This window comes from Rhodococcus wratislaviensis (assembly GCF_900455735.1).
In the GTDB taxonomy this organism is placed as follows: domain Bacteria; phylum Actinomycetota; class Actinomycetes; order Mycobacteriales; family Mycobacteriaceae; genus Rhodococcus_F; species Rhodococcus_F wratislaviensis.
On record NZ_UAUI01000001.1, the window covers coordinates 561941 to 575594 of the forward strand.

At 63.8% G+C, this 13654-nt stretch carries 12 protein-coding genes; 7 read left to right on the top strand and 5 right to left on the bottom strand.

Going from position 1 to position 13654, the window contains the following annotated elements:
• Window positions 1-98 precede the first annotated feature (98 nt).
• On the top strand, window positions 99-788 hold the full coding sequence (locus DTA22_RS02590) for a DUF2848 domain-containing protein (protein ID WP_112298406.1): 690 nt from the start codon (window positions 99-101) through the stop codon (window positions 786-788).
• A 498-nt stretch (window positions 789-1286) separates the two neighbouring features.
• Here the strand turns inward: DTA22_RS02590 and DTA22_RS02595 are convergent, their stop codons facing one another.
• From DTA22_RS02595 to hisD, 4 genes are all read right to left on the bottom strand, one after another.
• Entirely contained in the window at window positions 1287-1628 is a 342-nt protein-coding gene (locus tag DTA22_RS02595) for a hypothetical protein (protein WP_037231737.1), read from the bottom strand.
• A gap of 95 nt (window positions 1629-1723) precedes the next feature.
• A complete protein-coding gene (locus DTA22_RS02600) occupies window positions 1724-2689 on the bottom strand; it encodes a 3-hydroxyacyl-CoA dehydrogenase family protein (RefSeq protein WP_160118483.1) in 966 nt (321 codons plus the stop codon).
• Between the two features lie 83 nt (window positions 2690-2772).
• Window positions 2773-3519 (bottom strand): SDR family NAD(P)-dependent oxidoreductase, encoded by a 747-nt coding sequence (locus DTA22_RS02605; protein WP_112298409.1) that lies wholly within the window; start codon window positions 3517-3519, stop codon window positions 2773-2775.
• Between the two features lie 10 nt (window positions 3520-3529).
• Window positions 3530-4876, bottom strand: coding sequence for a histidinol dehydrogenase (hisD, locus tag DTA22_RS02610; RefSeq protein ID WP_112298410.1), 1347 nt, complete (start codon window positions 4874-4876; stop codon window positions 3530-3532).
• A 346-nt stretch (window positions 4877-5222) separates the two neighbouring features.
• On the opposite strand from hisD, the gene DTA22_RS02615 reads away from it, so the two are divergent.
• From DTA22_RS02615 to DTA22_RS02650, 6 genes are all read left to right on the top strand, one after another.
• Window positions 5223-6596, top strand: a complete 1374-nt coding sequence (locus DTA22_RS02615) for an MFS transporter (RefSeq protein WP_037231731.1) — start codon at window positions 5223-5225, stop codon at window positions 6594-6596.
• A gap of 31 nt (window positions 6597-6627) precedes the next feature.
• Entirely contained in the window at window positions 6628-7614 is a 987-nt protein-coding gene (locus DTA22_RS02620; RefSeq protein WP_037231851.1) for a LacI family DNA-binding transcriptional regulator, read from the top strand.
• 85 nt (window positions 7615-7699) lie between these two features.
• The gene (locus DTA22_RS02625; RefSeq protein WP_245973230.1) at window positions 7700-8854 is read left to right on the top strand and encodes an aldo/keto reductase; all 1155 of its coding nucleotides are present in this window, start codon (window positions 7700-7702) and stop codon (window positions 8852-8854) included.
• A gap of 24 nt (window positions 8855-8878) precedes the next feature.
• On the top strand, window positions 8879-9313 hold the full coding sequence (locus DTA22_RS02630; protein WP_037231729.1) for an SRPBCC family protein: 435 nt from the start codon (window positions 8879-8881) through the stop codon (window positions 9311-9313).
• A 247-nt stretch (window positions 9314-9560) separates the two neighbouring features.
• Window positions 9561-10391: an aldo/keto reductase gene (locus tag DTA22_RS02635; protein ID WP_112298412.1), complete on the top strand. Its 831-nt coding sequence runs from the start codon at window positions 9561-9563 to the stop codon at window positions 10389-10391.
• A gap of 1082 nt (window positions 10392-11473) precedes the next feature.
• The gene (locus tag DTA22_RS02650; RefSeq protein ID WP_037231725.1) at window positions 11474-12013 is read left to right on the top strand and encodes an LOG family protein; all 540 of its coding nucleotides are present in this window, start codon (window positions 11474-11476) and stop codon (window positions 12011-12013) included.
• Between the two features lie 179 nt (window positions 12014-12192).
• On the opposite strand, the gene pdxR is transcribed toward DTA22_RS02650, so the two are convergent.
• A complete protein-coding gene (gene pdxR, locus DTA22_RS02655; protein ID WP_112298414.1) occupies window positions 12193-13632 on the bottom strand; it encodes a MocR-like pyridoxine biosynthesis transcription factor PdxR in 1440 nt (479 codons plus the stop codon).
• Window positions 13633-13654 lie beyond the last annotated feature (22 nt).

Genomic DNA, 13654 nt, shown 5'->3' on the forward strand with positions numbered 1-13654 from the left:
ACGTATGCGCAACCCCTTCGGCGCAGAAAAAACAAGAAAGTAACAATCGGCCCTGGTCCCGACCGGAACCAGAGGCCCGGAGTCAGGAGCCTCTACCCATGTCGCAACTCACGTTCACCCTGCCGGACGGCACAGTCGAAACCGTCGAGGTCACGACACTCCTCAACGCCGGTTACGCCGGCCGGAACCAGGAAGAGGTGGCGTCACACATCGCCGAACTCGCAGAGTTGGGTGTACCGGCACCCGCGACCATCCCCGCGATGTACCCCATCTCCCCCTACCTCGCGCAGCAGACGACCGAGGTCTTCGTGCAGCACGGCCAGACCTCGGGTGAAGCCGAGTGGGCACTCGTGATCACCGACGACGATGTTCTGCTGACCGTGGCCTGCGACCACACCGACCGTGACCTCGAAGTGCACAGCGTGGCGTGGAGCAAGAACGCCGCACCCGATGTACTCGGTACCCGCGCATGGCGGCTGTCCGAGATTTCCGATCGCCTCGATGACATCACCCTGACGGCATGGGTCGGTCAAGGTGACGGCGAACCGTCCACCCTGATCCAGACCGGGACGCTGGCCGATCTCCTCGCTCCGAAATACTGGCTCGACGTCCTTCGGGAGCAAGGGTTGCACAAGCCGGGAACCGTGCTGGTATCGGGCACGATCTCCATGCGTCACGGGGTGAATCAGTTCGCCGATTCATGGAAGGTCACGATGCAGGATCCGGCCACAGCCGACGAATTGACCTGCAGCTACCGAACTGTGCGGATGCCTCAACCCATCGGCTGATCCGGATGCGAGTCCCTGAGGCTCGGCGCATTTGTCAGCCCGGCGCCCAGGTTTCACTGGGATCCTCGTCGCTCGCGGTGGGAGGTCAACTGCGACATGACGTATGCGGCTTCCGATTTGATGATCTCGACTCGAAGCCGCCGAGCCGCCGCAGGAGGGCGTAGAAGTTGGCCGCGCCCCCTATGTCGATAGCGGCCGCGGCATCGTCCGGGCGCAGACCGCGTCGAGTGCAGCAAGCACCTCCGGACGGCAGGATCCCCAACCCGCCGCCCAGACTGGCAGGCCCTCAGCGCCGGCGACAACTGGGACCAGAGAGCTCAGGTCTGCTCCCCAGTCGCACACGCACAACGCCGATCGGCAGAGTTGGTCCGCTCTTGAATCATTGGCCTTTTCGTCTTCGGTTCCCTTCCCTCCCCCGCCCCGGGGCCCTGGGGCGCTACGCGGACGAGTTGCCCTGAGATGCCGAGCCGCTCCGTGCCGGACAACCTGCGTCGGCGGTCAGCCATGTGAATCGGCGCTCGCCCGGGGCGCGAAACACGCGAGAGCCTGTGGGCGATCGACAGCGGCGGGATTGATCACCTGCTCGACGGGAACTCCCTGAAGTAGCCGTTTGACGGGGATCTCCAGACGTTTCCCGGTGAGCGTGCGGGAAAGGGCGGGGACCTCGAACACCTCGTCGGGGACGTGGCGCGGCGATAGTCTGGTGCGGATGGCCGACCGAATACGTTCCACCACTAGGTCGATCAGTTCCGCTCCGTCGACAAGGTCGACGAATAACGGCATCCAGTAACCGCCGTCGGGCTGTTCGACACCGACATGGTTTCCGCATGGCGGTGCCATGTCTGCGCACCGGGATGCGGTGGTGTGCACCGGCTCGCCACCCGCCTCATCGGGCGGGTAGCGAGCCGCGTGTGGTGTAGTGCTGTGCTGAGCCGTTACAGTCCGGGCGCTGGTCCGAGGTCGGCCCGCAGCGCGGACAGGCGTCCGTACGCATTGTCCCGGTATGCGAGGAGTGCGTCCTTGTCCGATTCGGCGATGTCGAGCAGACCGCGACCCGACTTGACGCCGAGCCGGCCCTGCTCGACCAGGGTCGTGAGGACTTCAGGGACGGCGAACCTCTCCCCGAAGGCCTGCTCGAGGGTTTCGTAGGCACCTTTGTAGACGTCGAGTCCAGCCATGTCGCCGATCGCGAAGGGCCCGAAGAGGGCGAGGCGGAAGCCGAAGGTGTTGCTGACGACCGCGTCGACCTGCTCCGGTGTCGCAGTTCCCTCCTCGACGATCGCCAACGCCTCTTTGTAGAGCGCGAACTGCAGACGGTTGGCGACGAAGCCGGGAGCATCGGCAACCCGGGCGGTGATCTTCCCGAGGGATCGAACGAACAGTTCGGCGACATCGACTGCCTCGGTATCGGTGTAGGTACTGGCGATCAGCTCGACACCGGGAATGAACGTGGCCGGATTCATCCAGTGCACGCCGAGGAAGCGGGACGGTTCGTGGACTTCCTTGGCGAGTTCGTCGATGGGTATCGCGGACGTGTTGGTGCCGATGATCGCCTCCGGTCGCGCTGATCCCGATATCCGGCGCAGAGTTTCCAGCTTGACGTCGACGATCTCGGGCACCGCTTCGGTGATGTAGTCGGCGTCGGAGACTGCGTGCTCGATCGACGGTGCCGCACTCAGTTTGTCCGCAATCGCGGCGGCAGCGTCGGCCGGGAACAGGCCGAGAGATTCGTATTGCGCCGCCTGGGTGATCAGGCGATCTCGTGATTTCTCGGCGGTCGCCGCGTCGACATCGGCAAGGGCGACGGGATATCCCGCCAAGGCGAGAACGTGTGCTATTCCTCCGCCCATGTACCCGGACCCCACGACACTGGTGCGTGAGATCGTGTCTAGATTGGCCATCACTTCTACTTTCGAGTTCGGACTCCGGGAGGAGCGGCGGGGTTCGCCTGGAGAGTGCGACGTAGGTTGCCGGCGGGGCGCGGTTATCGGATGGTGTAGCCGCCGTCGATCGCGATGGTGTGGCCGGTGACGAGTGAGGCAGCGTCGCTGAGAAGGAAGATGACCGCGCCGACGATGTCTTCGGGCTCCCCGAAGCGCCCCATGGGGATCCGTGACTGGAGCTCTGCGGCCCAGTCCGGGCGACTGAGGGTCGACTCGGTCAGTTCGGTGCGAACGAAGGTCGGTGCCACCGCATTGACCCGGATTCCGCTCGACGCCCATTCCAGCGCAAGCACTTTCGTCAAGTGGATGAGAGCGGCCTTGCTGGTGCCGTAGGCGGCTCGTTCCTCGATGGCGACCAGCCCGGCCTGGGAGGCGATGTTGACCACCGCCGCGGGGGTCGAGGACGCGAGCCATGATGTGGCGAATTCGGTGGTGAGGAAGAAGCTGCCGCGCAGGTTCGTGTCCAGGACCGAGTCCCAGTCCTCGTCGGTGATCTCGATGGCGGGTTTGGGGATGTTGATGCCGGCGTTGTTGACGAGCAGATCGATGCCGCCGCTGGCATCGAGGAGTTCCGCGACACCACGCCGAATCGAGGCTGTGTCGGTCATCTCGAGTGTCACCGCAGGGGTGCCGTAGCGGGCGGAGACCGATTCGGCGGTCTCACGGCTGCGGGTGGTGCCGTAGACCACCGCGCCGGCCTCGGCAAGACCATCAGCGATGGCCTTGCCGAGGCCCCGACCAGCCCCGGTGACGAGGGCAGTTTTGCCCTTCAAATCGAAGGTGGTCATGACGATTCCCCTATTTGGTGAAGCGGTGGTCGGACCAGGAGAGCGCCTCTCCGCGATACTTGGCGGCGCGGACGTCGCCGGATCGGGCGTGGCCCTCGAAGTACTCCACGCGGGCCGCGCGACCGCACAGTTCACCGAAGAATGCGCTCGACTCGGGGTTGGTCACCTCCTGGTAGGTCACCGTGCGCAGGTACTTACCGACCCAGAGACCACCGGTGTAGCGGGCCGCCCCACGCGTAGGGAGCACGTGGTTGGTGCCGATGACCTTGTCTCCATAGGAAACACAGGTTCCTTCGCCGAGGAAGAGGGCACCGTAGTCGTGCATCTTCTCGAGCGCCTCGCGCGGGTTCCGGGTGAGAATCTGCACGTGCTCGGAGGCGTACTCGTCAGCCAGCGCGTACGCCTGATCCAGATCCTCGACGACCCGGACCTCGCCCCAGTCCCGCCATGCTGCCTCGGCGAAGTCGCGCGTGGGCATGTCGACCAGAATGGTATCCATGTGCTCGATCACGGCGCGGCCGAGTTCCTCGCTGGTGGTGATCAGGACCGCGGGTGAGTCGGGGCCGTGTTCGGCCTGCGAGAGCAGGTCCACGGCGACGATGAACGGGTCGGCGTGCTCGTCGGCGACGATGAGCACCTCGGTCGGGCCGGCGAAAAGGTCGATGCCGACCTCGCCGAACAGCTGACGCTTGGCCTCGGCAACGAAGGCGTTACCGGGACCGGCGAGCATGTTGACCGGGCGGATGGTCTCGGTGCCGACGGCCAGAGCGGCCACCGCCTGAATACCGCCGAGCAGGTAGATCTCATCGGCGCCGGCCAGCCGCATCGCAGCGATCGTCGCGTCCGGGACCTCACCACGAATGAGCGGGGTGCACGCCGCCACCCGCTCGACCCCGGCCACCTTGGCGGTGATGATCGTCATGTGCGCGCTTGCCAGCAGCGGGTACTTGCCACCGGGAATGTAGGCGCCGGCCGCTCGAATGGGAACGTTCTTCTGCCCGAGGAAAACACCTGGGAGCGTTTCGATCTCGAAATCTGTCAGGGACTCGAGCTGCTTCTGCGCCATCACCCGAACCTGCTCCTGCACGAAGGTGATGTCCTCGATCACCTGACGCGGCACCCGGGCGACGATCTCGTCGAGCTGCTCGGAACTGAGCAGGTAGCTGTCCGCCGAGTAGTTGTCGAACTTCTCCGAGTACTCGCGCACCGCGGCGTCGCCGCGGTGGCGGATGTCCGCGATGACGTCCTCCACGGTCGAACGCACCGACGAGGTACTCCCCCGCTCGTCGCTCTCCCGTTGGGGCACCTTGAGGTCCACGGTGCGAATTCCAGACCTGTGATCTGCGGTAATCGTCATGGGAAGACTCCTCCATAGCGTGAATGGCGAACAGATTGCCCGCCGTGTCGAATCCAGTTGACGCAGGACATGTGGTCCCGGTCACGTGCCAGCACTGTATACGTATTCATTCAACCGTGCAACGCCCCAGGCAGTGCGTACAGGATTGCCGCCCCGAGGTTCACCTGCACCGCCTCGTAACCTGGGAACAATCTCGACTTCCTCGCAGGTAAGAGAGTTTGGGTACGTATTCAGAAAGTTTTGGAAACCCCTCGGAAAATTCGATGACTACGTATACACTCGTCCGTCGTAGCGCGGTCATATGTAACCTGCGCCACCCTCTACCCCCTCGAGAATTGGAGCGCACATGAGTGTCGACGCGTCGACAGACCCACCGCAGAGCCAAACGACTTCAGCCCCGGCCGTCGATCCCGCCATGCGCCGACGGGCGATGGTGTCGTCGGTGCTGGGCTCGTGCATCGAGTGGTACGACTTCTACGTGTACGGGGTGGCCGCGGCGATCGTCCTCAACGGCCAGTTCTTCCCGAACGTCGATCCATTCATGGGAATCCTGTTGTCCTTCAGCACCTATGCGATCGGCTTCGCTGCCCGGCCCATCGGCGGGGTCATCTTCGCGCACTTCGGTGATCGAATCGGGCGCAAGAAGATGCTCATGATGACTCTCGGTCTCATGGGCTTCGGAACATTCATGATCGGCTGCCTGCCGAACTTCGCGGCGATCGGTATCGCGGCACCGATCATTCTGGTGTTGCTGCGGATCGTGCAGGGCCTCGGAGTCGGCGGCGAATGGGGCGGTGCCGCACTGATGGCGACCGAGTACGCGCCCGCGAAACGTCGCGGGTTCTTCGGCTCCTGGCCGCAGATCGGTGTACCGGCCGGAACCCTGCTCGCCAACGGCGCCTTCTTCCTCGTCGTCGGGCTGCTGCCGGACGAAGCGTTCGAGGCCTGGGGCTGGCGGATCCCCTTCCTGTCGTCGCTCGCGCTGATCGCGTTGTCGTTCTACATCCGCAGCAAGGTCGCCGAATCGCCTGTGTTCGAGGAGATCAAGGCCAAGGGTGAGATCGAGAAGCTGCCCGTAGTCAAGGTCATCAAGACCCGCCCGCTGACCATCGCGCGGGTGATCATGATGCGCTTCGCGGAGAACGCGAATTACTACATCTACACCACGTTCCTGCTCGCCTACGGTCCCGCCATCCTTGTCGGCAAGAACGACATCCTGCTCGCGACGATGATCATGGCGGGACTCGGCTTGTTCACCATCCCGTTCTGGGGTTGGATCTCCGACCGGTGGGGCCGCCGATACACAGTGCTGGCCGGGGCAGTGACGATGGCGCTGATGGCCTTCCCGTTCTTCTGGGGCGTGCAAACCGGTGACTTCCTGATAGTGCTGCTGGTGCTGATCCTGACCTGCAACGTCGGCCGGGACCTGTGCTACTCGGTCGAACCGGCGTACTTCACGGAACTGTTCGAGCCGAAGCTGCGCTACTCCGGCGCTTCGGTCGGCCCGCAGGTCGCTGCCGTCCTGGCCGGCGGATTTGCGCCGCTCATCGCCACCGCACTCATCGGTCCCAACTTTGACCGCTATTGGCTTGTAGCCGTATACATGGTGCTGACCTCGATCATTACAATCGTTGGTGCGCTCTGGTCCCCGGAGACGGCGCCGCTGGTGCGGCTACGCCGAGGATTGAGCGAGGAGCACGACCCCACGACGGGGAGGTAGGCCGGGCTGTACAGGGGTGGAGGAGGACGACATGGTCACGAGTCGGGACGTAGCTCGCGTTGCGGGGGTATCCCAGGCCACCGTGTCCCGGGTCATGTCGTCCTACCCAGGGCTCGCCCCCGCCACGAGGGCAAAGGTCCTCGAGGCGATGGAGACCCTCGGATATGTGCCACACGCCGGGGCGCAGGCGATGAAAACGCGCCGAAGCAACGTCATCGGAGTCGTGGTCGCCGACCTGACCAATCCGTTCTACTCCGAGATCCTCGACGAACTCACCAAGGAATTGGACACCGCGGGAATGCGCGTCGTGGTGTGGAACGCCGGCGGTGGCAGTCACCACGACGCCCTGAAAGCGATCCGGGAACGCGCAGTTGACGGGGTCGTATTCACCACTGCGACCGAGGAATCCGTCGAACTCGAAGCGGCCGTCCAACAACGAAGCCCCATCGTGTTGATCAACCGAGTCGTCGATGGCCTCGACTGCGACAAGGTCACCAGCAGCAACCACTCCGGCGGCGCCGCTGTCGCCGAGTACCTCGTCGCCCACGGCCGTACCCGGGTCGCATTCATCGGAGCTGACGACCGGGCGAGCACGTCCCGCGACCGCGCGAAAGGATTTCTCGCGCGAATGCGTGAACTCGGGCACCCTGTTCACTCCCGCAACCAGTTCCACGGGGACTTCTCCCATGAGTTCAGCGCAACGACGATGGGCACCCTGCTCGCCCGGAAGAACAAGCCCGACGCAGTCTTCTGCGCGAACGACTATCTGGCGTTCGGTGCACTCGACACGCTGAAGACGGCGAACCGGACATCGTCGGAGTGCTGGGTCATCGGCTACGACGACATCGAAATGGCATCGTGGTCCCTGTTCGACCTGACCACGGTCCGCCAGCCCAGTCGCGAAATGGCCCGTGTCGGTGCACAACTCCTGCTGCAACGCATCTCCACGCCAGATGCCCCGTTCAGGACGGTGGAGTTCCCCTGCGAACTGGTCATCCGCGGCAGCACACGAGACTGAGTACCGCCGACAGAACTACACCCTTTCCGGTAGCCCCTGCCCCCGACTCGGTCAACAGGTACGCGATATCCGAGTTGGGCGCGCGGTGGTGGACACGGCCCCGGTTCGGTGTCGACACGATTCCGTCCCGATCGCCTTTATACCGCGCTTGCAACTATCGGCTCAGGCAACTATCGTCGAACATGCAAGGTGCGGGCTTCAGCGAGCCGCCAGTCAGATCAGAAAGCACATCATGAGCATCTCTCCACTTCTTTCCTCACCCCTGGGCTTCGGAACCGCCCCCCTGGGAAACATGTTCCGCGACATTCCCGACGCGGAGGCCTCAGCGACCGTACGAGCGGCATGGGACCAGGGCATCCGGTATTTCGACTCCGCGCCGTTCTACGGCGCCGGCCTCGCGGAGATCCGACTGGGAGAGGTCCTCGCGGACCATCCCCGTGAAGACTTCGTCCTGAGCACGAAGGTGGGAAGGGTCATCTTCGATGAAATCGAGGACCCCTACGACCGACAACTCGGCGAGAAAGGTGGGCTGTTCCAGCACGGCCGACCCAACAGAATGGTCAATGACTACACCGCAGACGCGACAATGCGCTCGATCGAAGACAGCCTCGGACGCTTGAAGACCGATCGTCTCGACATCGTCTGGGTCCACGACATCGCCCAAGATTTCTACGGCGACGAGTGGCTGCAACAGTACGAGAGCGCGCGCACTGGCGCCTTCCGTGTCCTGACCCGACTCCGCGAGGAGGGTGTCATCAAAGCCTGGGGGCTGGGAGTCAACCGAGTCGAACCGCTGGAGATCACCCTCGACCTGGATGAACCACAGCCAGATGCGTTTCTGCTTGCCGGTCGGTACACACTCCTCGATCACGAGCGTGCATTGCAACGACTGATGCCCACCGCGCAGAAGCGGGGCGTGGACATCGTCATCGGTGGCCCGTACAGCTCGGGAATCCTCGCCGGCGGAAGCCACTTCGAGTACCAGCAAGCCCCCACGGAGATTGTCGAGAAGGTCCGCAGAATGACGACGCTCGCCGAGCAATACGGAATCAGCATCAAAGCGGCCGCCCTCCAGTTCGCCCTGGCGCACCCCGCCACCGCGGCCGTCATTCCCGGCGCCACCCGCCCCAGCCGAATCACTGAAGACATCGCCGCGGTATCGGAGACTGTCCCGCAACGTTTCTGGGAAGACCTTCGCGAACAAGAACTCATCGCCCCGAACGCACCCCTCCCCCGCTGACAACACCTTCGAAGGAGAACCACCATGGCCCGCACGTCGACTTCCATCGAGCTGCCAGTTCCCGACTTCAAGGTCTGGGAGCTGATTGGCGGCTTCGACGCTCTGCCCGACTGGCTGCCATTCATCCCCTTCAGCAAGCTCAGCGAAGGTGGACGAGTGCGCACACTCACCACGCAGGACGGTGAGACCGTTATCGAACGCCTCGAAGCATTCGACAATAGCCGGCATTTCTACACATACTCGATTCTCCAGGCACCGTTCCCCGTCACGAACTACACGTCCACCCTCGCCGTTCACCAGAATGACGAGAACAGTTCGCGTATCGAATGGTCCGGTGAGTTCACTCCTGTGGGCATCAGCGACGATGAGGCCATCACCCTCTTCCGCGGAATCTATGCGGACGGGCTCACAGCTCTCGCCGAATCACTCAGTGACAGTGAGCACACCACCCAAGTCTGATCGGATCCATCGCAGCTCTCGTCGTCATGCTCGCGACATTCACATCCCGCCGAGTAGTCAGATTCCAGCAATCGTCTCCTCGTCCCTCACGTGTGGCTACGGCTTCGGCACAGTATCCGGCCAGCGGACCAGGATTGCGGTAGTCAAGCGCTGTCGTAGCAGCTACCTCACCCGCTCCCGAGGCGCACTCCGTGCACACCAGCCCCGATCTCCTCAACCATCCACAACACCGGGAAGACATACCACCATGGCAAATCAGCACATCCCCACGGTCACCTTGAACAACGGCATCACGATGCCCCAAATTGGCTTCGGAGTATTTCAGGTACCCGACGACCAGGCGACCGCAGCAGTGACAACAGCCCTCGAGGTCGGATACCGGAGCATCGATACAGCTGCCATCTACGACAACGAGCAGGGCGTCGGACGGGCAATCGCTGAGTCCGGTCTTCCTCGCAACGAACTGTTCATCACGACTAAGCTGTGGAACGCCGACCAGGGATACGACAGTACACTCGAGGCATTCGACCAGAGCCTCCACAAGCTCGGCCTCGAGTATCTCGATCTCTACCTCGTGCACTGGCCGACACCACGACGCGATCTCTATCTCGAAACCTGGCGGGCCTTCGAGAAGCTGCACTCCGACGGACGGGTTCGTGCGATCGGCATCTCCAACTTCGAGCCCGCACACATCGACCGACTCGTCGCCTCCGGCAATATTCCGCCGGCCGTGAATCAGGTGGAACTTCACCCCGCACTGCAGAACCGCGCAACAGTGGCGGCAAATAGACGCCACGAGGTCGTCACCGAGGCATGGAGCCCACTTGCTCACGGGAAAATTCTCGAAGATCCCCTGCTCGCCGACCTCGCCGCAAAGCACGATCGCTCACCCGCCCAGGTCGTGCTGCGGTGGCACCTCCAGCAAGGACGTGTAATCATCCCAAAATCTGTGACCACGTCACGGATCGCCGAGAACTTCGACATCTTCGGCTTTCAACTCTCTGACGTCGAACTCGCCGCGATCGATACGCTGGAGCGGGACGGCCGGACCGGACCGCACCCCACAGAATTGAACTGATGGCAGAAATGACGGCACTCGAGAGGCTGGGCGACCGCGGGTCGATGCTCGGAAAGTAGCTCCGCTCGACAACGATTCGCGACAGTCGATCCCGCGGCGCTCGTGTCCGTCATCCAGGAGCGAATGAGACGATGCGCTGCTGTTGCATCGGAGGATCCAGACGCTGGATCGGCGTGATCGAGGAATGGAACGAACCCAGACCAGGCGTTCTCTCCCACCGCCGGACGATCGCCGGATACTTTCGGACCCCAACTGCCGCTGACTCGGGAAAGCACTCCTTGGCCGCGGCCTCGGTGACATGCCGTGGGAGTCGGCGGCAGCAGGTCCCGCGACGTCTCGTCCCAATGAGCGAGGCGGCGCTTGGTGCGATCGACATTCAGAACTTCCAGGCCATCGACGGCGACTACGGGGTCGCCTGAGGTGTTCACGCCGGTGGCGACGTAGTCGGGTCGGTTGGCACCTGTCCGTATCGGATCTTAATGGGGTCCCCCGCTTACGGGGAAGACGGCGTCGATGAACCTTCCCCAAGCCCTGTGGTCAGGATTTATTTCCGAGAGTGACAGGATGACTTCGTCGACGCCGTCAACCCCCGCTGCCGTTTCTTGACGATCTACGAATCGGATAAAGTATCAGTGTCAAGCGGGACCTGGATCTCGACCGGGCCGATCTCCGTGAGTACCGTTTCCGTTCGGCAGGCGTTACGGGAAGCCCACTGTTACGGTCCGCTATCTCGTGTTTCCTAGCCCCGACGCTCGTCAATGTTCGCCTCCAGCGCGCATTCGAGCAGATCCTCTCCTCCACAGCATGATTCGCTTTTCGTCGTCACATGGCGCAACCCGGCACCAAACGCGTACGTACCGACCCCGACTGCTGCGCAACACTATTCAACCGCACCGACATCAGAAAGGGGCTGCGGCGACCTGCTTGCACAAGCCTGATCGGAATGAACACTGGCGGGCCACACGCACATGCTCGACCGTGATGGCGCCCAGTCGCCACGGTGAGGGTCCGTTCGCAGTTGTCCCCCTTACGCTTCAGCATCGAGCATCGCCGCACTTCTATCAGAGTCTTATAGTTCAACCATGAACATTTGCGTCTTCCTCTCCTCCGCCGACCTCGACGAGCGCTATACCCGGCCGGCCCGCGAGTTCGCAGAACTCATCGGAAAGGGCGGCCATACCCTGGTATGGGGCGGATCCGACACCGGGCTGATGAAGGTGGTCGCCGACGGAGTACGCGAGTCAGGAGGCCGGCTCGTCGGGGTCTCGGTCGACTTTCTCCGGGACTTTGCCAGGAAGGACGCCGACGAAATGGTGATCGCCAACGATCTCGCCGAACGCAAGGCGCTGCTGCTCGCCCGATCGGATGCGGTGGTGGTGATGGCCGGCGGCCTGGGCACGCTGGACGAGGCGACAGAAATCCTGGAGTTGCGGAAACACGGACTGCTCGACAAGCCGGTGACGCTGCTGAACACGGTGGGCTTCTACGACGGGTTGATACTCCAGCTCCGGCGGATGGAGGAGGAAGGTTTCTTGCCGGTACCCCTAGCGGAGCTGGTCTTCCTCGCAAGCGAGGGCGCCGGCGCACTCGCGCACCTGGAGGCGTCCGTCGGGATGCGGTGAGGTGACCATTCCGAACCGAACACGATCGCACGACGCTTCGACCAACATGTCGAGGCCGTCACCGAACAACGAAGACTTCGATCGAACTGCGCCGGCCCCTACTCGGCGTGGATCGGAACATTGGTGCCTGGGGCGCGAACAGACTGCGCGAGCCGCATCAAGGCTACGGCAGCCCTGGCCTAGGGCATCACTCTGCACAGTGCGTCCAGCGCGCCTCCCCACGCACTGTCCGAGGGTGCCGCGTAGTTGACCACCAACCCGTCGCGCTCGGGTAACTGCCACTCGGTGTCCGCCATTTCGTAGCGGAACTGCGCGATCCCGCTGACCGCCAGGCCTTGCCGGGCCGCCGCCTCCACGACGGTGCGCTCGGTCCCGCGAGGGAGTTCGAGGACCGCTTGCAGCCCCGCGGCCATGCCCGTCACGCGGATGCCGGGGGCCCTCTGTGCCAGGGCCGCGACCAGTTGGTCACGGCGGCGCCGGTAACGTAGCCGCATCGAGCGCACATGACGGTCATACGCGCCCGATGCGATGAACTCCGCAAGCGTCAGCTGCTCGAGCGCACTCGACATATAGTCACCGTTTGCCTTGGCCGTCACGATCTCCGGGATGAGTTCCTCTGGTAGCACCATCCAGCCGAGCCGCAGCCCCGGCGCCAGCGACTTGCTCACAGAACCGAAATACACCACCCGCTCGCGGTCGAGGCCCTGCAGAGCACCCACCGGCTGACGGTCGTATCGGAACTCCCCGTCGTAGTCGTCCTCCAAGATCAGCCCGCCGGTGGTACGCGCCCAGTCGATGGCCGCCGTGCGCCGGTCCGGGCTCAGCGCGACCCCCGTCGGATACTGATGCGCCGGAGTCATCAAAACCGCGCCGACCCCTCGCAATCGCACCAAATCGTCGGTGCGCACACCATGTTCGTCGACATAGAGGGGCGGGGTACGCAGTCCTGCACCGGTCAGCAGGTCTCGATAGAGGTCGAGGCCGTACGACTCGACGGCCACCGCCTGCACCCGCCGCGCCCTGAGTGCCTGCGCCATCAGCGTCAGACCATGGTGGAAACCGGAACAGATGACGACCCGCTCCGGCTCGGCGTACACCCCACGGGCCCGCGCCAGATAGTCCGCCAGGGCGGTGCGCAGCTCGATCCGGCCGAGGGCATCGCCATAGCCGAACGCTTCGTGCGGCGCCGCGGTCAGAGCGCGGCGGGCCGCGGAGAGCCACTGCATGCGCGGAAAGTCCGTGAGGTCCGGCGAACCCGGCAGAAGTCCATACATGGGACGGCGCCGAGTCGGCCTCACACGGGCAGCTGCGGGCGCGGCCGCGCGCGGCTCGGCCCGCCTGGCCACCCATGTCCCGGAACCCTGCTGCGCACTGAGCCAGCCCTCGGCGACCAGTTCCGCGTAGGACTCGGTCACGGTATTGCGTGAGATACCAAGATCGGCGGCGAGCGAGCGGGACGCCGGCAGCCGGGTGCCAGGCGCCAGACGCCCCGTGCGCACGGCCTCTCGCAGCGCGTCCGTGAGGCCGGCGCGCAGCTTGGGTCCGTTCAGTTCCACATGCAGGTCGGCACCGCCCCCGGAAGGTGACGAACCCGCAGAATTGGTATGAAGATCTGGCATAGAAATGGACCCTACTCCAGTG